This window comes from Pseudonocardia endophytica, assembly GCF_004339565.1.
Taxonomy (GTDB): domain Bacteria; phylum Actinomycetota; class Actinomycetes; order Mycobacteriales; family Pseudonocardiaceae; genus Pseudonocardia; species Pseudonocardia endophytica.
In genome coordinates, this window is the sequence record NZ_SMFZ01000001.1 from 863,710 (window position 1) to 882,572 (window position 18,863).

Sequence of the window (18,863 nt, forward strand, 5' to 3'; positions counted from 1 at the left end):
CGCACAGAGTCGATCACCCACTGGAGTGGAATCCACCCCACATCGCTGTAACTTTCGGGCGGTGAAGTTCGAATGGATACAGGACGTTAGGCCGCATGGAGGGATACCATCTCCCGCATGACACCCCCACGGGCGGCCGAGCGCCACTCTCCGTCCGCCGGGTTCCGGTGTTGGTCGGGGGCTAGCGACCGACTCCAGAGAGGTTGAGGACGTGGCTGTTGTAGGCCAGGGCGCACCGGCGCAGGGTGCCACCAGCGGGGGGCCGGTCGGCGGAGCAGTGCTCTCGCCGTCGATGGTCCCGCACCCGCGGGAAGAGTTGTTCACCGTACTGGTGGTCGATGATCACCCTCTGTTGCGTGAGGCCATCGCCGGTCGCCTCCGCGCGATGGGGGCCGGCACCGTGCACGAGGCCGCGTCGGTCACCGAGGCCAGGGCACGCGCCCACGCCGCCGGTCCGTGCGATCTCGCGATCCTCGACCTGACGTTGCCCGACGGCAGCGGTCTCGACCTGGTCAGCGAGCTCCGCTCGCTCGGGTGGAACCGGCTCGTCGTGCTGGCGAGCTCGGACGACCCGTACGCCGTGCGGTCCGCGTTCCAGGCCGGCGCGCAGGCGTACCTGCTGAAGTCCGCATCGCCGTCCGTCGTGACCGACGGCGTGAAGCGGGTGCTCGACGGCGGCGTGTACGCCGACCCGACGGTCGCTCCGCTGCTCGCCACCGGGTCCCGCGTTCCGGGCACCGACAACACGCCGCGCGAGCTGTCCGCGCGTGAGGTCGAGGTGCTCCAGCTCGTCGCGGACGGGCAGTCCAACAAGGAGATCGGCGAGGCTCTGAGCCTGTCGGCGCTGACCGTGAAGAGCCACCTGTCCCGGATCGGGCGCAAGCTCGGCACCGGTGACCGTGCCCAGATGGTCGCTCTCGCCATGCGCGCGGGAGTCATTCGCTGAGCACGGGGGACGTCGGGGGGACCGGGCAGGCCGATACCGAGCTGGTACCGCTGCTGCGCCCGGCCGACGGGCTGCCCGAGGTCACCCAGACCGACGACGCCCTGGCGCGTGTGGCCGCGCTCGTCGCGGGCGGGTCGGGACCGGTCGCGGTGGACGCCGAGCGGGCGTCCGGTTTCCGCTACTCGCAGCGCGCCTACCTGGTGCAGCTGCGGCGCGAGGGATCTGGGACCGCGCTCGTCGACCCGATCCCGCTGAGCGACCTCACCCCGCTGGCCGAGGTGCTCGCCGGCCCGGAGTGGGTACTGCACGCCGCCTCCCAGGACCTGCCGTGCCTCGACGAGATCGGGCTGCGCCCGGCCCGGCTGTTCGACACCGAGCTGGCCGGCCGGCTGGCCGGGCTGCCGCGGGTCGGGCTCGGCCCGATGGTCGAGAACCTGCTCGGCCTCACGCTGGAGAAGGGTCACGGCGCCGCGGACTGGTCACGGCGCCCGTTGCCGGAGGACTGGCTCGTCTACGCCGCGCTCGACGTCGAGGTGCTCGTCGAGCTGCGGGACCGGTTGTCCGCCATGCTCGCCGAGCAGGGAAAGGCCGAGTGGGCCGAGCAGGAGTTCGAAGCCGTCCGGCTGGCTCCGCCGCCCGCACCGCGCGCCGAGCCGTGGCGGCGGACGTCGGGCATCCACAAGGTGCGCAAGCCCCGGCCGCTGGCCGCGGTCCGCGCGCTCTGGCAGGCGCGGGACGCACTTGCCGCCGAACGCGACATCGCGCCCGGCCGGGTGCTCCCGGACGCCGCCATCGTGGACGCCGCGATGCGCAACCCGGCCTCCGCGGAGGACCTGACCGCGCTCCCGGTGTTCCGCGGCCGTGCGCAACGACGTCTGGGCGGCTACTGGTTCGACGCCCTGCGCGCGGCGGGCGAGCTGGCCGACGACGAGCTGCCCCGCAGCTCGGCGCCCGGCGACGGTCCTCCCCCGGTGTCCCGCTGGGCCGACCGGTCCCCGGAGGCCGCCACCCGGCTGTCCGCGGCACGGGCCGCCGTCGCGGAGATCGGCGAGGCGTGGACGGTGCCGACCGAGAACCTGCTGCAGCCGGACCTGTTGCGCCGCATCTGCTGGGAGCCACCGGCCGACGGTGACGTCGCGGGCGCGCTCGCTGCGGGCGGCGCCCGTCCGTGGCAGGTGGAGCTGCTCAGCCCGGCCCTGGAGCGGGCGCTGGCACCGGGGGCATCGGAGGCATCGGCGGGCTGACCCGTCCGGCGCCCTGCGGCCCGAACCGGACCCGTACGTCCAGTCCGCCGCCCGGTACCGCCGTCCCCTCCACCGTGCCGCCGTGCGCGACCGCCACCGCCCGCACGATGGACAGCCCCAGACCCGAACCGCGGGTGCGCGCCGTGCGCGCGACCGGGCCGCGCCGGAACGGCTCGAACAGCTCGGCGACGCGCTCCGGGTCCAGCTCCGCGCCGCTCGAGGCCACCCGCAGCACCGGCCCGCCGCCGTCGGACCCGGTGGACGCCTCGATCCAGCCGCCGTCGCGGTTGTGCAGCACGGCGTTCTCCAGCAGGTTGCCGACGAGCGTGCGCAGCAGCGTCGCGTCGCCGGACGCCGGTGCGGGCGCGGGATCGGCGCGCACGGACAGACCGTGGTCGACGACCGGTCCGGACAGCGCGTCCAGCTCGCGGGCCAGCACCTCCCCCAGATCGACCGGGCCACGCTCGCCGGGCGCCAGCGCCGCCTCGGTGCGTGCGAGCAGCAGCAGGCCGGTGACCAGCTCGTCGCAGCGCCTGCCCGCGTCGCGCACCACCTCGCCCATCCGCCGCAGCTCGGCGACGTCCGCGTCCGGGTCCTCCAGCGTCACGTCGATCTCGGTGCGCAGCACGGCCAGCGGCGTCCGCAGCTCGTGCCCGGCGTTCGCCACGAAGCGGCTCTGCGCGTCGAACGCGGCCTGCAGGCGGTCCAGCATCGCGTCGAACGCGGCGGCGAGCTCCGCCACCTCGCCGCGCGCTGTGTCCAGCGCGAGCCGCTCGTCCAGGGAGCGCGCGGACAGCCGCCCGGCCGTCGCGATCACCTGGTGCAGCGGCGCGAGCACCCGGCCGACGAGGATCCACGCGACGATCCCGGCCGCGAGCACCACCAGCGGGAACGCGACCAGCCCTGCGCGCAGCACCTGGTCGCGGGCCGACGAGGCGACCGCGTCGCGGGCCACGTCCGCGGGCACCGCCACCCCGCCGACGACGACGGTCGCCCCCGGCGGCAGCCCCGGCGTCCCGACCACCACGGTCCCGACGAGCGCCCACCCGAGCCACAGCAGCAACCCGCTGACGAGCGCCACCAGCGCCGTCGCCAGCAGCGTGAGGCGGGGACGCAGTCCCATGATCAGCCCGGTCAGCCCGCGCCCGGCACCCGGTACCCGGCCCCCACCACGGTCTCGATCACGCCGGGGTCCCCGAGCTTCTTGCGCAGCGTCATGACCGTGACCCGCACGGTCGTGGTGAACGGGTCGGCGTTCTCGTCCCACACCCGTTCCAGCAGCTCCTCGCTGCTGACCACGGCGCCGCCCGCGCTCATCAGGACCTCCAGGACGCCGAACTCCTTGCGCGTGAGGTCCACCGGCCGGCCGTCGCGGTCCACGGTGCGCCGTGCCGGGTCCACCCGCACGCCGTCCGCGACGAGCGTCGGTGGCGTCGCGGGCGTGGCCCTGCGCCCGAGTGCGCGGACGCGGGCGACCAGCTCCGGGAAGTCGAACGGCTTGGCCAGGTAGTCGTCGGCCCCGCGGGACAGGCCGTCCACCTTGTCCGCGAGCGTGCTGCTGGCGGTCAGCATCAGCACGCGCGTCGTCGCGCCCGCGGCGAGCACCTCGTCGCAGAGCTCGTCGCCGGAGCGGCCGGGCAGGTCACGGTCGAGGACGGCCACGTCGTAGCGCGTGAACGACAGCTTCTCCGAGCCCGAGTCGCCGTCGTAGGCGACGTCGACGGCCATCCCGTCGCGGCGCAGGCCGCGGGCGACGGCGTCGGCCATCGCGACCTCGTCCTCGACGACGATCACCCGCATCAGCGCGTCTGCTCCCGGCCGGCCCGGTCGGCGGGGTTCTCGGTGGAGTCCGCGGAGTCGGCCGGGATCTGCGGCACCGGCGGCGCGACCGCGGCAGCCCACTCGGTGACCCGGCGCGCGATGTCCTGCTCGGTCAGCCCCGCCGCGGCCAGCACGTCGTCGCGGCTGCCGTGGTCCAGGTACTGCTGCGGCAGCGCCAGGTCGCGCTGGCGGACGTCGATCTCCGCGGCACGCAGCGCGTCGGACAGTGCGGAGCCGAAGCCGCCGTGCCGCCCGCAGTCGGACACCGTCACGACGAGCTCGGAATCCGCCGCCATCGCGGTCAGCTCGGCGGGCACCGGCAGGATCCAGCGCGGGTCCACGACGGTCACGTCGACGCCCTGGTCGGCCAGCCGCCGGGCCACGGCGACGCCGAGCTCGCCGAACGCGCCGACGCACGCCAGCAGCACCTGCGAACGGCCGTCCTGTGGCTCGTGCAGCACGTCCACCGGGCCGACACGGCGCACCGCGGGCACCGAGGCGATCACCGAGCCCTTCGGGTAGCGCAGCGCCGTCGGACCGTCGGAGACGGCGACGGCCTCGGCCAGCTCCTCGCGCATCGTCTCCTCGTCGCGCGGCGCGGCGACGCGCAGGCCGGGCACCATGCCGAGGATCGACAGGTCCCACATCCCGTTGTGCGACGGGCCGTCGTTGCCGGTCACGCCGGAGCGGTCCAGCACCAGCGTGACGGCCTCGCGGTGCAGGCCGACGTCCATCAGCAGCTGGTCGAACGCACGGTTGAGGAACGTCGAGTACAGCGCCACGACCGGGTGCAACCCGCCACGGGCGAGGCCGGCCGCCGAGGCCAGCGCGTGCTGCTCGGCGATCCCGACGTCGATCACCCGGTCCGGGTGGGCGCGGGAGAACGGCTCCAGCCCGACCGGCCCGAGCATCGCCGCCGTGATCGCGACGACGTCCGCGCGCCGGTTCCCGAGCTCGACCATCTCCTCGGCGAACACGTCGGTCCAGCCGGTCGACGGGGCCTTCGTCGGGGCGCCGGTCTCCGGGTCGAACGCCCCGGGGCCGTGCATCTGGTCGGCCTCGTCGTTCTCCGCGGGCGGGTAGCCGTGCCCCTTCTTCGTCACCGCGTGCACGATCACCGGCCCGCCGAACCGCTTGGCCCGCGCGAGCGCCGACTCCATGGCCGCGACGTCGTGCCCGTCGACCGGTCCGAAGTACTTGAGCCCCAGGTCGGAGAACAGCTCCTGCGGGCTGACGGCGTCCTTGACGCCCACCTTGAGCGCGTGCAGGCCGGCGTAGAGCGCGTGCCCGACGACCGGGGTGCCACGCAGCGTGTGCTTGCCGGCCTCGAGCACCTTCTCGTAGCCGGGCTGCAGGCGCAGCGACGCGAGCCGGTCGGCCAGCCCGCCGATCGTCGGGGAGTAGGAGCGGCCGTTGTCGTTGACGACGATCACGACGTTGCGGTCCTGGGCGGCCGCGATGTTGTTCAGCGCCTCCCACGCCATGCCGCCGGTCAGCGCGCCGTCCCCGATCACGGCGACGACGTGCCGGTTCCGACCGGTCAGCGACTGGGCGCGGGCGATGCCGTCGGCCCAGGACAGCGACGACGACGCGTGGCTGGACTCGACGTGGTCGTGCTCGCTCTCGGCGCGGCTCGGGTAGCCGGACAGCCCGCCGGTCTTCTTCAGCTCGTCCCAGCCGGTGTGCCGTCCGGTGAGCAGCTTGTGCACGTACGCCTGGTGGCCGGTGTCCCAGATCAGGGTGTCCCGCGGCGAGTCGAACACACGGTGCAGAGCGATGGTCAGCTCGACCACCCCGAGGTTCGGGCCGAGATGGCCACCGGTCCGGGACACCGCCCTGATCAGGAAGCCGCGGATCTCCGCAGCCAGCTTGTCGATCTCGGCACGGTCGAGGCCGCGCAGGTCGGCCGGACGCCGGACGGCCGCCAGGCCGCGGGTCGTGGACACGGATCGCCTCCTCACCGCCGGCGCCGCCGCAGGGCCTGCCGGCTCGCTGTCGGGCCCGGTCCCACTCTACGGAGCGGCCGCGTGGCGCGACGGGGAGTCCACCCGCACGGAGGTGACCGCAGTCGGTCACCTCCGTGCGCGGAGGCGTAGTGGTAGGGGTGGTGGGCGTCGTCACCAGGTCCAGTTGCGCACGACGATCTCCTTTCGAGGTCGCGATCTCCGAGGTCGTGGTGCGGTCACCAGGTCCAGTTGCGCACGTCGTCTCCTTCGTGTGATGTGGTCTCCGGACGGCATGATCGAATTACCAGGTCCAGTTGCGCACGGGCTCTCCCCTTTTCGATATCGGGACGCAGAGAAGGCCGGCCGACCATCGGATCGGCTGATCCCGGGTACGCGTACATTATAAATTTCGGCCCGGACGACCCATGGTCAAATCAACGGCCGTGACACCGATGGCCCAGAACGCGCGAGGATCGAATTCTCGTCGTTTTGACCACACGCGGTGAAACGCCATTGCTCCATCGGAGCCGGCCTCCGGTCGGACCCGGCTGGGATCCGTGACCGGCCGGGTGGACGGTCACGCCGAGCCACATCGCGGCTAGCATCTCGGTGAACCGCACCGCCGGGGCCGCGGTCGGCGACGGCGTGAGGAGGAGGGGCGCGCACCGATGCAGTCCCCCCGAGCGTCGCTACGGCACGTCACCCGCTGGCCCGTGTGGGCGATACCTCCCCGTCTACTGCTCTCCGTCCTGGTCGTGGAGTTGCTCGCGATCGGTCTCGTCACCGCCGACGCGCTCAGCCTCGTGCCGGTGACCTGGACGGACGCCCAGGCCGGCCTGCTGCTGTGCGGGGCGGCGGTGCTGCACGTCGAGGCCGTGCTCGGGGTGGAGCGGATCCGGCGGGGATCCCAGGAGAGCCACCACGTCGACCTCAACTCGGTCTGGACGTTCGCCGGGGCCCTGCTGCTGCCGCCCGTGCTCGCGTCGGCCGCCGTCGTGGTGATCTACGCGTACCTGTTCGCGAGGGTGCAGCGCCCGACCGGCATCCCGGCCTACAAGCAGGTCTACAGCGCCGCCACGGTCGTGATCGCCGTGCACGCGGCCGGGGTGGTCCTCCTGCTCACCGCGCCCGGCCAGCTCTACGGCACGGTCGGCGGCACGTTCGCCCTGCTGCTGGCGCTGCTCGCGTACACGGTCGTGAACACCTGCCTGGTGCTCGGCGTCGTCGCGATGGCCAGTCCGAACGTGCGGATCCTGCGTGTGCTCGGATCCGGCGACGAGGTGATCCTGGAGATCGCCACGCTGTCACTCGGCGCGCTCGTCGCGGCGGCACTGACCACGACCACGCCGCTGGCCGTGTTGCTCGTCATACCGCCAATTCTTGTCCTGCACCGGACAATTCTGGTCAAGAAGCTCCAGGAACGCGCGGACACCGACGCGAAGACGGGCCTGCTGAATTCCGCCGCGTGGCACTCGCAATCGCGGTCCGCCCTGCGTGCGGCGGAGCGGTCGGAAACCACGGCAGGCGTACTGGTCCTCGATCTCGACCATTTCAAGATTGTCAACGACCGGCACGGGCACCTCGCGGGCGACGAGGTTCTCCGAGTGGTCGCGAACACACTGCGCGAGGAAGTGCGCGATCACGATCTGGTCGGCCGGTTCGGCGGCGAGGAGTTCGTGGTGCTCCTCTCCCGGCTCGCCGACACGGACCAGACGCCGGAGGACGCCGCGGTCGAGGTCGGACGGATCGGCGACCGGATCCGGCGGCGCGTGCGCGAGCTGCGGGTCAGCTCCTCGGCCGTGGACGGCTCCGACGCGACGATCGAGGGCGTCACGGTGTCCGTCGGGGGCGCCGTGTTCCCGAGCGACGGGCACTCGCTCACGACGCTCGTCGCCACGGCCGACGCCGCCCTCTACGCGGCCAAGCGGGCCGGGCGGGACACCGTGCGCGTCGGCCCGGACCTGGCCCGCAGTCGCGACGAGAGCCCTGGCGGCGACCCGCTGGCCGGCTGAGCGGACGCGTCAGGGGGCAGGGCGGCCGGGGCGGCCGATCCGGACCTGGTTCCGGCCCGCCCTCTTGGCCGCGTACAGCGCGAAGTCCGCGACCTGCATCAGCTCGTCGACCGTGTGGCCGTCGCTCTCGGACAGCGCCGCTCCGACCGACACGCTGAGGTCACCGATCCGCAGCGGGCCCGCCGGGGTGTCGATCTCCACCTCGAGCATCCGCACGGTGCGCCGGATCCGTTCCGCGGCCGCGTGCGACTGCACCCGCCCGGCCTCGGCGAGCGGGAGGCCGCCGAGCAGTACGACGAACTCCTCGCCGCCGAACCGGCCGACGAGGTCCCCGTCGCGGACCTCGCGGAGCAACGTGCCCGCCACCGCGCTGAGGACCTCGTCCCCCGCCAGGTGGCCGTGGTTGTCGTTGACGGTCTTGAAGTGGTCGAGGTCGAGGATCAGGACGGCCACCGACGTCCGCGTCCGCGCGGCCCGCTGCAGCGCCCGGTTCGCCCTCCCCCGCCACGCCGACGACGTCAGCAGCCCGGTCTTGGCGTCGGTGTCCGCCCGCTCCTCGAGCTGGCGGATCAGCACGGCGCGGTGCAGCACGAGCAGCGGTGGGAGCACGAGCAGGACGAGCGCGGGCTGCCGGAGCACGACGACCGACGCCAGCACGCCGAGGCACAGCGTCGCGCCCTCCAGGATGTGGTCGTCCCAGTCCCCGACCAGATCGGACCAGCTCGTACGGCGGTCCGCCGTCAGCCCCAGCGCCAGCGTCACGAGCAACTGGTTCACCAGCACGTAGACGACCATCGCCAGCGCGAGCATCCCGTAGTCGCGCAGGGCCGTCAGGCGCTCCGGGTCGACGAGCGCGCCCGCGGCCTGGCAGGCCAGCACGACCGTCGCCGTCGTGTAGACGTGCCGGTACAGCGGCGCGCCGGCGGGCCGCCACACGCGCGCCCACAGGTGCGCGTAGATGACGACCACCACGAGGGACGCCGCGGCCGGCGGGAGCAGGACCGCCCCGGCGAACGTCCAGACGGAGCTGAGGTCGAAGTACGAGCTGTGCGCGACCCGGCGCCGGACCCGCTCGATGCCGGTGGCGAGCTCGGTGTGCACCACACCGAGGAACGCCAGCCCGAGCGCGCCGAGCCAGACCGCGGCCGCCGGCGGTTCCGTGACGAGCCCGACGACGGACAGGCCGGCCGCCGCCAGCTCGACCACGGAGAGCAACGCGATGATCCGGCCGGGCTGCGACCACACCGGCCAGCTGCGCGGGCCGCGCCGGCGCCGGGGGATCACCGGGGTGCCGTCGTCGCCGGTCGTCGGCGTGTCGGTCACCTGAGTCTCTCCGTGACGATGCAACTACCATCTGTCACACCACCGGGTACAATAGTAAACGCTCGATCGCTCCGCGTGACCGGAGAGTGAGGTGTCGTCGTGCGCAATCGCGGCTGGTGAGAACCGTGCCTGAAACCCGACGTCCGGAACGGAGGTGTCGCCGTGCGCAACCGAGGCTGGTGACCCGACCCTGTCACGCCGGTACACCGCTCGCCGGAGGAGCGGACGTCCCCGTGGCCCCACGCGTCCGTGCCAGGAGCAGGACGCCACACGCGAGCAGCAGACCACCCGCGCCGCAGGCGGCGAGCGCGACCGGCGGGCTCGTGCGTTCCGCGACGAGTCCGCCCAGCAGGATCGCGACGCCCTGTGCCGCGACCAGGCCGGACGCGGCCACGCCGGTCGCGGTTCCGCGGACGTCGGCGGGGGTGGCCCGCACGAACCCGGCCTGCGCCTGGACGAGTGCGGCCGTCGCGCACGCGCCGGACACGGCCCACAGCGCGAACGAGGCCGGGAGCGTCGCGGTCAGCGGCGCGACCAGCAACGGCACCGCGGCCCCTACGGCGAGCGGCACGAGCGCCCGGTCCCGCCACGCGACCGGGACGAGCCGGGCGAACAGCAGCGCCCCGACGACGCTACCGACCGGGTCGGCGGACATCAGGATCCCGGTTCCGACCGCGCCCACCCCGATGGCCTGCGCGTACGACGCGGCCAGCGCCTCGGGCAGCACGAAGATCCCGACGAGCCACGCGATGCAGACGAGGTAGCGCCTGCGCGGATGGCGCAGGACGAGCCGGAGCCCTGCCCGCACGCCGTGCGCGCCGGCCGTCGGGGAACCGGATGCGGGCCCGGCGTCCGCGCGCGACGGCTCGCCGCGCCGCACGAGCGTGCCGACGACGAGCGCCGACAGGCCGAACGTCGCGGCGTCGATCAGCAGCGCGGCGGACGGGGTGAGCACGGCGACGACGAGCCCGCCGACCGCGAACCCGGCCACCTGGGCCACCTGCCCGGTGATCTGGCGGACGGCGATCCCGCGCTGCAGCAGGTCGCCGTCGAGCACGTCCGGCAGCAGGGCGCCCTGCGCCGCCGTGTGCGGGGCACCGGCCAGCACGACGAGCACGACGAGCGTCGCGAGCACCCACAGCGGGACGCCGGGGACGGCCATCACGGCGACCATGCCGAGCCGCACCAGGTCCGCGACCACCATGACGGTGCGCCGCGGGAACCGGTCGGCCAGCGGGCCCAGCAGCAGCCCGCCGGCCAGAGCGGGGAGGAAGGTGAGCGCGTAGACCACGGCCGACCATGCCGGTGACCCGGTGCGCTGCAGGACGACGACGGTCAGCGCGAGCCGCGCGAGCTGGTCGCCCGCCACCGAGAGGACCTCCGCGAACCAGAGTGCGCGGAACTCCGCCACCCGGAACACCGCGGTCAGACGCGGAGAGCCGGTCCCCTGCTGGACGCGCCCCATCCTACCGAGGGTAGGTACTCGGGCGCGGAACGTCATGTCCGGCGGCCGGACGGTCGGACCAACGGGCTCCCGGCGGCGGCGAGCGGGTGCGTCCGTCGAGGTCATCACCCGGCCGGGGGTCCGTCGCCGAGCAGGTCCGCGACGTGCGCGACCTCGTTGACGGTGCGCACCCGTCGCCGGCCGGAGCGGCTGCACAGCACCCGGGTCACGCCGACGTAGTCCAGCGGGAACGGCAACGGCACCGGGATCCCGAGCGCGGCGGAGAGGTAGGCGTTGACGACGCCGGCGTGCGCGACGACGACGGCCGTGGCGTGCCCGGGGTGTGCCGCGACGACGCCGTCGACGGCGGCCACCGCGCGGGCGGTGAACGCCTCCGCGTCCACGTGCGCGGGCAGGTGCCCGGCCCGCATCCGTTCCCAGTCGTCGGGCCGCTCGGCGGCCATCGCGGACACCGGCACGTAGGAGTCCCGGTCGGCGTCGTACTCCCGCAGGTCGTCGACCACGTCCGGCTCGACCCCCCGCGCCGCCGCGAGCGGGGCCGCCGTGTCCTTCGCCCGCCGCATCGAGCTGGTGACCAGCGCGTCGATCGCCACGCCGTCCAACGCGTCGACCAGCCGCACGGCCTGTTCCCCACCGCGCGTGGTCAGGCCGGGATCGGCCCGGCCGTCCGGGGCGTCGACGAGCCGTTCCGGTTCGGCGTGCCGGACGAGGATCAGCAGCACGGAGGGACCCCGCCCGTGCTCCTCACGCCGCCGGGACGGACGCGCCGTGCCCGGCGCCGCGCAACGTCTCCCGCAGACGCTCTGCGTACCCGTCCTGCTCCGCACCGTCGACCGACGCGGCCGCGTTCGCGAAGTCGAACGCGGTCATGTCCGGCGCCGGGAACACGTGCACGTGCAGGTGCGGCACCTCGAACCCGGCGACCATCAGCCCCACCCGCGGCGGCGCCCAGATATCGCGGACCGCGACGCCGATCGCGTGCGCGACCCGGGTCAGGTGCTCCACCAGCGCGGGCGGTGCGTCCAGCCACTGGTCGATCTCGGCGCGCGGGACCACCAGCGTGTGCCCCGGACCGAGCGGGTTGATCGAGAGGAAGCCGACGCAGTGCTCGTCGGACCAGACGAACCGGCCCGGCAGCTCACCGTCGATGATCTTCGTGAAGACGCTGCTCATCGTCATGGACCCTAGCGTGGGCGGGCAGCGGACACGCGGGGATCCTAGGCTTCGACCATGCCTCGCACGATCGCCACGAACACCTCCGTCGGCCGCGACGAGCTGACCGAGTTCCTGCGCCACCGCCACCACATGGTCCTGCTCACCACGCGCTCCGACGGCGGTGTGCAGGGCTCCCCGGTCACCGGTGGGGTGGACGACGACGGCCGGATCGTGATCGCCACCTACCCGGAGCGCGCGAAAGCGCGGAACGTCGCCCGGGCGGGCAGGGGGTCGGCAGCCGGCGGGGCGGGGACAGCGCAAGCGTCCGTCGTCGTGCTCTCCGACGAGTTCAACGGGGCCTGGGTCCAGGTCGACGGCGATGCGGAACTCCTCACACTCCCGGACGCGCTGGAGCCGCTCGTGGACTACTTCCGGGCGATCTCCGGCGAGCACTCGGACTGGGACGAGTACCGCCAGGCCATGCGTGACCAGGGAAAGGCCCTGATCCGGATCACCCCGACCCGCTGGAGCCCGATCGCCACCGGCGGGTTCCCGCCGCGGCTCGCGGACACCTGAGCGACCCGGCGCCCCGACGGCTGTCGGTGCCCCCCTCCATACTGGGCCGCGTTCGAGACGAAAGGGATCGCCAATGCAGCCCTGGCCGGGGCACGCCTACCCGCTCGGCGCCAGCTACGACGGCGCCGGCACGAACTTCGCGCTGTTCTCCGAGGCGGCGGACAAGGTGGAGCTCTGCCTGTTCGACGCCGACGGCACCGAGACGCAGATCCCGCTGACCGAGGTGGACGGCTTCGTCTGGCACGGCTATCTGCCCGGCGTCGAGCCGGGCCAGCGCTACGGGTACCGGGTGGACGGCCCGTACGACCCGTCGCAGGGCCAGCGGTGCAACCCGACCAAGCTGCTGATCGACCCGTACGCCAAGGCCGTTGACGGCCCGGTGCACTGGGACGAGGCCGTGTTCGGCTACCCGTTCGGTGACCCGGACGGCCGCAACGACACCGACTCGGCGCCGTACGTGCCGAAGTCGGTCGTCGTGAACCCGTTCTTCGACTGGGGGTCGGACCGCCCGCCGAAGACGCCGTACAACGAGACCGTCGTGTACGAGGCGCACGTGCGGGGCCTCACGATCCGGCACCCGGAGATCCCGGAGGAGCTGCGCGGCACCTACTCCGGCATCGCACACCCGGCGATGATCGAGCACCTGCAGCGACTCGGGGTGACCGCGATCGAGCTCATGCCCTGCCACGAGTTCGTGAACGACCACCACCTCGAGGAGAAGGGCCTCTCGAACTACTGGGGCTACAACACGATCGGCTTCCTGGCCCCGCACCACGGCTACGCCGCAGAGGGGCACCGTCCGGGGGCCCAGGTCCCCGAGTTCAAGGCGATGGTCCGGGACCTGCACGCCGCCGGCATCGAGGTGATCCTCGACGTCGTCTACAACCACACGGCCGAGGGCTCCGACATGGGCCCGACGCTGTCCATGCGCGGCATCGACAACCACGCCTACTACCGCCTGGTCTCCGACGACCCGCGGTACTACATGGACTACACGGGCACCGGGAACTCGCTGAACGTCCGCAACCCGCACACCCTGCAGCTGATCATGGACTCGCTGCGGTACTGGGTCACCGAGATGCACGTCGACGGCTTCCGGTTCGACCTCGCGTCCACGCTGGCCCGCGAGTTCTACGACGTGGACCGGCTCTCCACGTTCTTCGACCTGGTCCAGCAGGACCCGGTGATCTCGCAGGTCAAGCTCATCGCCGAGCCATGGGACGTCGGCCCGGGCGGGTACCAGGTCGGCAACTTCCCACCGCTGTGGACGGAATGGAACGGCAAGTACCGGGACACCGTGCGCGACTTCTGGCGCGGCGAGGCAGGCACGCTCGGCGAGTTCGCGTCCCGGATCACCGGCAGCTCGGACCTCTACCAGGAGGACGGCCGCCGCCCGTACGCATCGATCAACTTCGTGACCGCGCACGACGGGTTCACGCTGGCCGATCTCGTGTCATACAACGAGAAGCACAACGACGCCAACGGCGAGGGCGGCAACGACGGCGAGAGCCACAACCGCTCGTGGAACTGCGGCGTCGAGGGCCCCACCGACGACGAGGCCGTGCTCGCGCTGCGCGCCTCGCAGCAGCGGAACTTCCTGGCCACGCTGATGTTCAGCCAGGGCACGCCGATGCTGGCGCACGGCGACGAGCTGGGCCGCACGCAGGGCGGCAACAACAACGTCTACTGCCAGGACAACGAGATCTCCTGGCAGGACTGGTCGCAGGCGTCCAAGCACGCCGACCTGATCACGTTCACGTCCGGCGTGTCCGCGCTGCGCGCCGCACACCCGGTGTTCCGCAGGCGCCGGTTCTTCGCGGGCCGTCCGATCGGCCGGGTCCGCCGCCCGGCCGGCTCGCCGCGGGCCGCCGCGGCCACCCCGTCCGGTGCGCTGCTGCCGGACATCGGCTGGTTTTCCCCGTCCGGTGAGGAGATGACCGAGGAGAACTGGGACTCCGACCTGAGCCGCTGCATCGGGGTGTTCCTCAACGGCGAGGGCATCGCCGACGTCGACGCCCGCGGCGAGCGGGTGGTCGACGACTCGTTCCTGCTGTGGTTCAACAGCTACTGGGAGGGCATCGAGGCCACGCTGCCGCCGTCGGAGTTCGGGGTGGCGTGGGAGACGGTCGTGGACACCGCCTCCGGCGTGGTGCACCCACCCACCTGGAACGGTGAGGCGACGGACATCCCGCCGGTCGCGGCAGGGACCGTCCTGACCGTCCCGCCCCGCGCCCTGCTCGTGCTGCGGCGGAAGGCGGCCACGCGATGACCCCGGGCTCCACCTACCGGCTGCAGTTCTCCAAGGACCGGACGTTCGCCGACGCGGTCGCCGCGCTCGGGTACCTGGACCGGCTCGGTGTCGGTGCGCTCTACGCGTCGCCGCTGCTGGCGTCCGGAACCGGGTCGAACCACGGGTACGACGTCGTCGACCCGACCCGTGTGTCCGACGAGCGCGGCGGCGAGTCCGGGCGCACCGCGCTGCTGGCCGCGCTGCGCGAGCACGGGATGGGGCTGCTGCTCGACGTCGTGCCGAACCACCTCGGTGTCGCCGTACCGAAGGAGAACCCCTGGTGGTGGGACGTGCTCACGCACGGGGAGGCGTCCCGCTGGGCGCGGCACTTCGACATCGACTGGGGCGCGGGCCCGCTGCTGATCCCGGTCCTGGACGCCGACGAGGAGGGAGCGCTCGCCCGGCTCGAGCTCTCCCCCGACCGTGACGAGCTGCGCTACTACGAGCACGTGTTCCCGGTCGCGCCGGGCAGCGGTGACGACGGGACGGCCCGTGCCGTGCACGAGCGCCAGCACTACCGGCTCGTCTCCTGGAAGCGCGGCGCCGCGGAGCTGACCTACCGGCGCTTCTTCGACGTGTCCGACCTGGCCGCCGTCCGCGTCGAGGACGACGAGGTCTTCGCGGACACGCACCGCGAGGTCCTGCGCTGGCTGCGCGACGGGACCGACGGCGCCACGATCGTCGGCCTGCGGGTCGACCACCCGGACGGGCTGAGCGACCCGGGCGGCTACCTGCGCAGGCTGCGCGAGGAGATCGGCGCGGACCGCTGGCTGCTGGTGGAGAAGATCCTCGGCGTCGGCGAGAGCCTGCCGGTGTCCTGGCCGGTCGACGGCACGACGGGCTACGAGGCGCTGCGCGAGGTGTGCGGCCTGTTCGTCGACCCGGACGGCGCGGGCCTGCTCACCCAGTTCGCCGCGGAGCACACCGGCACCCGGTCGTCCGTCCACGCCGTCGAGTCCGACGGCAGGCACCTCGTGGCCCGCGAGATCCTGGTCGCCGAGGTGCTCCGGATCGCCGACGCCTACCGCGCAGGCCCCGGCGCGGGTACGGCCGAGCCGGACGAGTACACGGCGCAGGACGTCAACGACGCGGTCACCGAGCTGCTGTGCGGTTTCCCGGTCTACCGGTCCTATCTCCCGGAGGGACGCGCGGACGCGGACACGGCCGTGTCGGTGGCGCGCACCCGCCGCCCGGATCTCGGACCGCTGATGGCCGCGATGCACACCGCGCTCGTCGACGACCCGGGGTCGGAGTTCGCCCGCCGCGTGCAGCAGACGTCCGGCATGGTGATGGCCAAGGGCGTCGAGGACACGGCGTTCTACCGGTACAACCGGCTCGTCGCGCTGAACGAGGTGGGCGGGGCGCCGGACCGGTTCGGCGTGACCCCGCACGAGTTCCACACCGCGGCCGCCGCCCGCGAGGCAGCGACCCCGCACACCATGACCACACTGTCCACACACGACACGAAGCGCTCCGAGGACGTCCGGGCCCGGCTGGCCGTGCTGTCCGAGCGCCCGGCCGAGTGGGCGGACCGGCTGCGGACGTGGTCGGTGCGCCACCCGCTTCCGGACCGGTCGCTGGAGCTGCTGGCCTGGCAGTCGCTGGTCGGCGCGTGGCCGATCGACGCCGACCGGATGGCCGCCTACCTGGGCAAGGCGTCCAAGGAGGCGAAGCTCGTCACCAGCCACACCGAGCCGGTGTCCGAGGTGGACGACGCGATCGCGGCATGGCCCCGGCAGGTGCTGGGTGACCCGGAGACGGTCGCCGAGGTCGCCACGCTCGTCGCGGAGATCGCCGGCCCCGGCCGGTCGAACTCGCTGGGCCAGAAGCTGCTGCAGATGGCCGGGCCGGGCGTCCCGGACGTCTACCAGGGCACCGAGCTGTTCGAGTACTCGCTCGTGGACCCGGACAACCGCCGCCCCGTCGACCTCGGGCAGCGCGAGGCGATGCTGGCCCGGATCGACGACGGCGAGCTGCCGCCCGTGGACGCGGACGGCGCCGCGAAGCTGCTGGTCACCGCGGCCGCCGCGCGGTTGCGGCGCTACCGTCCCGAGCTGTTCACCGGGTACCGGCCGGTCCCGGCCGACGGGCCGGCGGCCGACCACGCCGTCGCCTTCAGCCGGGGCGGTGGGAACCTCGTCGCGGTCGCGACCCGGCTGCCGGAGGGGCTGGCCCGCCGCGGCGGATGGGCGGACACGGTGCTGCCGTTGCCCGGCGGAGCCACCGACTGGCACGACATGATCTCGGACCGCCCGGTCGACGGGGCCTCCCCGCGCCTGGACGCCCTGCTCGAGCGGTACCCGGTGGCCCTGCTGGTGCGCCCCGCGTGACCGGGTTCGGCGTCTGGGCACCGGACCGGCGGCAGGTCTCGGTGCTCGTGGAGGGCACGCAGCACCCGATGCGGCGCGGGCCGGACGGGTGGTGGCGGGCCGACGTCGAGAACGGCGGTCACGCGGTCTCCTACGGGTTCCTGCTCGACGACGACGCGAACCCGCTGCCCGACCCGCGGTCGCAGTGGCAGCCGTTCGGTGTGCACGGCGCGTCCCGCTACTACGACCAGGACGCGTTCTGGTGGACCGACGACGCCTGGACCGGGCGGGCGCTGGCCGGGTCGGTGCTCTACGAGTGCCACATCGGCACGTTCACGCAGGACGGCACGTTCGACGCGGCCGTCGGCCGTCTGGACCACCTCGTCGCGCTCGGCGTGGACATGGTCGAGGTGCTGCCGGTGAACGCCGTCGACGGCCCGCGGAACTGGGGCTACGACGGCGTCGGCTGGTACGCCGTCACGGACAACTACGGGGGCCCGGACGCGTTCAAGCGGTTCGTCGACGCCTGCCACGCCCGCGGGCTCGGCGTCGTGCTGGACGTGGTCTACAACCACCTCGGCCCGTCCGGCGCCTACCTGGACCGCTTCGGGCCGTACTTCGCCGGCTCGAACATCTGGGGCCCGTCGCTGAACCTGGACGGACCCGGGTCGGACGAGGTCCGCCGGTACATGATCGACAACGCGTTGATGTGGCTGCGCGACTTCCACGTGGACGGCCTGCGCATCGACGCCGTGCACGCGTTGCGGGACACGCGCGCGCAGCATGTGCTCGAGCAGCTCGCCGTCGAGGTGACCGCGCTCCAGGTGCACGTCGGCCGCCCGCTGTCGCTGATCGCCGAGTCCGACCTGAACGACCCGCGGATGGTCACCGCCCGCGAGGGCGGCGGCTACGGGCTCGACGGCCAGTGGTGCGACGACGTGCACCACAGCCTGCACTGTGTCCTCACCGGCGAGTCCCAGGGCTACTACGCGGACTTCGCCGAGGCCGGGCTGAACGGCCTCGCGCACGTCCTGACGCGCGCGTTCCTGCACGAGGGCACGTGGTCGTCATTCCGGCAACGCAGCCACGGCGCCCCGGTGGACACCGCCCGGATCCCGGGCAGCCGGTTCGTCACGTACCTGCAGAACCACGACCAGATCGGCAACCGCGCCACCGGCGACCGGCTCACCCGGACGCTCACGCCGGGCCTGCTGGCGTGCGGGGCCGCGTTGCTGTTCACGTCCGGGTTCACGCCGATGCTGTTCATGGGCGAGGAGTGGGGCGCCCGTACGCCGTGGCAGTTCTTCTCGCACTTCCCCGACGCAGGCCTGCGCGAGGCCGTCCGAACAGGACGGACGTCGGAGTTCGCCGAGCACGGCTGGGACTCCATCGGCGGTGGAGCCGACGTCCCCGACCCGAACGACGAGCAGACGTTCCTGGACTCGAAGCTGGACTGGTCCGAGCCGGAGCAGGAGCCGCACGCGTCGTTGCTGCGCACGCACCAGGAGCTGATCGCGCTGCGCAGGCGACACCCGGAGCTCTCCGACCCGTGGCTGGACCAGGTCGGCGTGGACGTGCACGAGAACGCGCGCACGCTCGTCGTGCACCGGGGCGGCCTGCGCGTGGTGGTGAACCTCGGCCCGGAGCCGGTGACGCTCTCGCTCGGTGCGCGGATCACCCGGATCCTGCTCGCCTCGGAACCCACCCGGAGCCGCGAGGACGAGGTCACCGTCCCCGCCGAGGCGTTCGCGATCGCCGAGATCGCGGGCTGACCCA

14 protein-coding genes are annotated in these 18,863 nt (G+C 73.2%); 7 read left to right on the forward strand and 7 right to left on the reverse strand.

Going from position 1 to position 18,863, the window contains the following annotated elements:
- Positions 1–292: 292 nt before the first annotated feature.
- Together EV378_RS03635 and EV378_RS03640 are read left to right on the forward strand one after the other, a co-directional pair.
- On the forward strand, positions 293–946 hold the full coding sequence (locus EV378_RS03635) for a LuxR C-terminal-related transcriptional regulator (protein ID WP_165922347.1): 654 nt from the start codon (positions 293–295) through the stop codon (positions 944–946).
- Positions 943–2,190 carry an HRDC domain-containing protein gene (locus tag EV378_RS03640; RefSeq protein WP_132421315.1) on the forward strand — a complete coding sequence of 416 codons (1,248 nt, stop codon included), beginning with the start codon at positions 943–945 and terminating at the stop codon, positions 2,188–2,190. Before EV378_RS03635 ends, EV378_RS03640 begins: the two co-directional genes overlap by 4 nt.
- On the opposite strand, the gene EV378_RS03645 is transcribed toward EV378_RS03640, so the two are convergent.
- From EV378_RS03645 to dxs, 3 genes are read right to left on the reverse strand one after another with little or no spacing between them, the layout of a single operon-like run.
- Entirely contained in the window at positions 2,132–3,313 is a 1,182-nt protein-coding gene (locus EV378_RS03645; RefSeq protein ID WP_132421316.1) for a sensor histidine kinase, read from the reverse strand. The genes EV378_RS03640 and EV378_RS03645 overlap by 59 nt on opposite strands.
- A gap of 11 nt (positions 3,314–3,324) precedes the next feature.
- Positions 3,325–3,990 (reverse strand): response regulator transcription factor, encoded by a 666-nt coding sequence (locus EV378_RS03650; protein ID WP_132421317.1) that lies wholly within the window; start codon positions 3,988–3,990, stop codon positions 3,325–3,327.
- Entirely contained in the window at positions 3,990–5,957 is a 1,968-nt protein-coding gene (dxs, locus tag EV378_RS03655; protein ID WP_132421318.1) for a 1-deoxy-D-xylulose-5-phosphate synthase, read from the reverse strand. The genes EV378_RS03650 and dxs overlap by 1 nt, the downstream gene beginning before the upstream one ends.
- A 668-nt stretch (positions 5,958–6,625) precedes the next feature.
- Between dxs and EV378_RS03660 the strand changes: the two genes are divergently transcribed.
- Positions 6,626–7,969, forward strand: a complete 1,344-nt coding sequence (locus EV378_RS03660) for a GGDEF domain-containing protein (protein WP_132421319.1) — start codon at positions 6,626–6,628, stop codon at positions 7,967–7,969.
- A 9-nt stretch (positions 7,970–7,978) separates the two neighbouring features.
- On the opposite strand, the gene EV378_RS03665 is transcribed toward EV378_RS03660, so the two are convergent.
- From EV378_RS03665 to EV378_RS03680, 4 genes are all read right to left on the reverse strand, one after another.
- Complete coding sequence (locus EV378_RS03665; protein ID WP_132421320.1) at positions 7,979–9,292, reverse strand: GGDEF domain-containing protein; 1,314 nt, start codon at positions 9,290–9,292, stop codon at positions 7,979–7,981.
- A 193-nt stretch (positions 9,293–9,485) separates the two neighbouring features.
- The gene (locus EV378_RS03670) at positions 9,486–10,757 is read right to left on the reverse strand and encodes an MFS transporter (protein WP_165922127.1); all 1,272 of its coding nucleotides are present in this window, start codon (positions 10,755–10,757) and stop codon (positions 9,486–9,488) included.
- A gap of 104 nt (positions 10,758–10,861) precedes the next feature.
- A complete protein-coding gene (locus EV378_RS03675) occupies positions 10,862–11,479 on the reverse strand; it encodes a histidine phosphatase family protein (protein ID WP_132421322.1) in 618 nt (205 codons plus the stop codon).
- A 22-nt stretch (positions 11,480–11,501) separates the two neighbouring features.
- On the reverse strand, positions 11,502–11,930 hold the full coding sequence (locus tag EV378_RS03680) for an HIT family protein (protein ID WP_132421323.1): 429 nt from the start codon (positions 11,928–11,930) through the stop codon (positions 11,502–11,504).
- Between the two features lie 57 nt (positions 11,931–11,987).
- Here EV378_RS03680 and EV378_RS03685 point away from each other — a divergent pair, with 57 nt between their 5' ends.
- From EV378_RS03685 to treZ, 4 genes are all read left to right on the forward strand, one after another.
- The gene (locus EV378_RS03685; RefSeq protein WP_132421324.1) at positions 11,988–12,488 is read left to right on the forward strand and encodes a PPOX class F420-dependent oxidoreductase; all 501 of its coding nucleotides are present in this window, start codon (positions 11,988–11,990) and stop codon (positions 12,486–12,488) included.
- A gap of 73 nt (positions 12,489–12,561) precedes the next feature.
- Positions 12,562–14,757: a glycogen debranching protein GlgX gene (gene glgX, locus EV378_RS03690; protein ID WP_132421325.1), complete on the forward strand. Its 2,196-nt coding sequence runs from the start codon at positions 12,562–12,564 to the stop codon at positions 14,755–14,757.
- Entirely contained in the window at positions 14,754–17,108 is a 2,355-nt protein-coding gene (gene treY, locus EV378_RS03695) for a malto-oligosyltrehalose synthase (RefSeq protein ID WP_132421326.1), read from the forward strand. Before glgX ends, treY begins: the two co-directional genes overlap by 4 nt.
- Entirely contained in the window at positions 17,105–18,859 is a 1,755-nt protein-coding gene (gene treZ, locus EV378_RS03700; RefSeq protein WP_132421327.1) for a malto-oligosyltrehalose trehalohydrolase, read from the forward strand. The genes treY and treZ overlap by 4 nt, the downstream gene beginning before the upstream one ends.
- Positions 18,860–18,863: the final 4 nt, after the last annotated feature.

Excerpts from the sequence above, each read along its gene's own strand:
- EV378_RS03635 (WP_165922347.1), top strand. The coding sequence starts at position 293 with ATGGTCCCGCACCCGCGGGAAGAGTTGTTCACCGTACTGGTGGTCGAT.
- EV378_RS03645 (WP_132421316.1), bottom strand. The coding sequence starts at position 3,313 with ATGGGACTGCGTCCCCGCCTCACGCTGCTGGCGACGGCGCTGGTGGCG.
- EV378_RS03650 (WP_132421317.1), bottom strand. The coding sequence starts at position 3,990 with ATGCGGGTGATCGTCGTCGAGGACGAGGTCGCGATGGCCGACGCCGTC.
- EV378_RS03660 (WP_132421319.1), top strand. The coding sequence starts at position 6,626 with ATGCAGTCCCCCCGAGCGTCGCTACGGCACGTCACCCGCTGGCCCGTG.
- EV378_RS03670 (WP_165922127.1), bottom strand. The coding sequence starts at position 10,757 with ATGGGGCGCGTCCAGCAGGGGACCGGCTCTCCGCGTCTGACCGCGGTG.
- EV378_RS03680 (WP_132421323.1), bottom strand. The coding sequence starts at position 11,930 with ATGAGCAGCGTCTTCACGAAGATCATCGACGGTGAGCTGCCGGGCCGG.
- EV378_RS03685 (WP_132421324.1), top strand. The coding sequence starts at position 11,988 with ATGCCTCGCACGATCGCCACGAACACCTCCGTCGGCCGCGACGAGCTG.
- glgX (WP_132421325.1), top strand. The coding sequence starts at position 12,562 with ATGCAGCCCTGGCCGGGGCACGCCTACCCGCTCGGCGCCAGCTACGAC.
- treY (WP_132421326.1), top strand. The coding sequence starts at position 14,754 with ATGACCCCGGGCTCCACCTACCGGCTGCAGTTCTCCAAGGACCGGACG.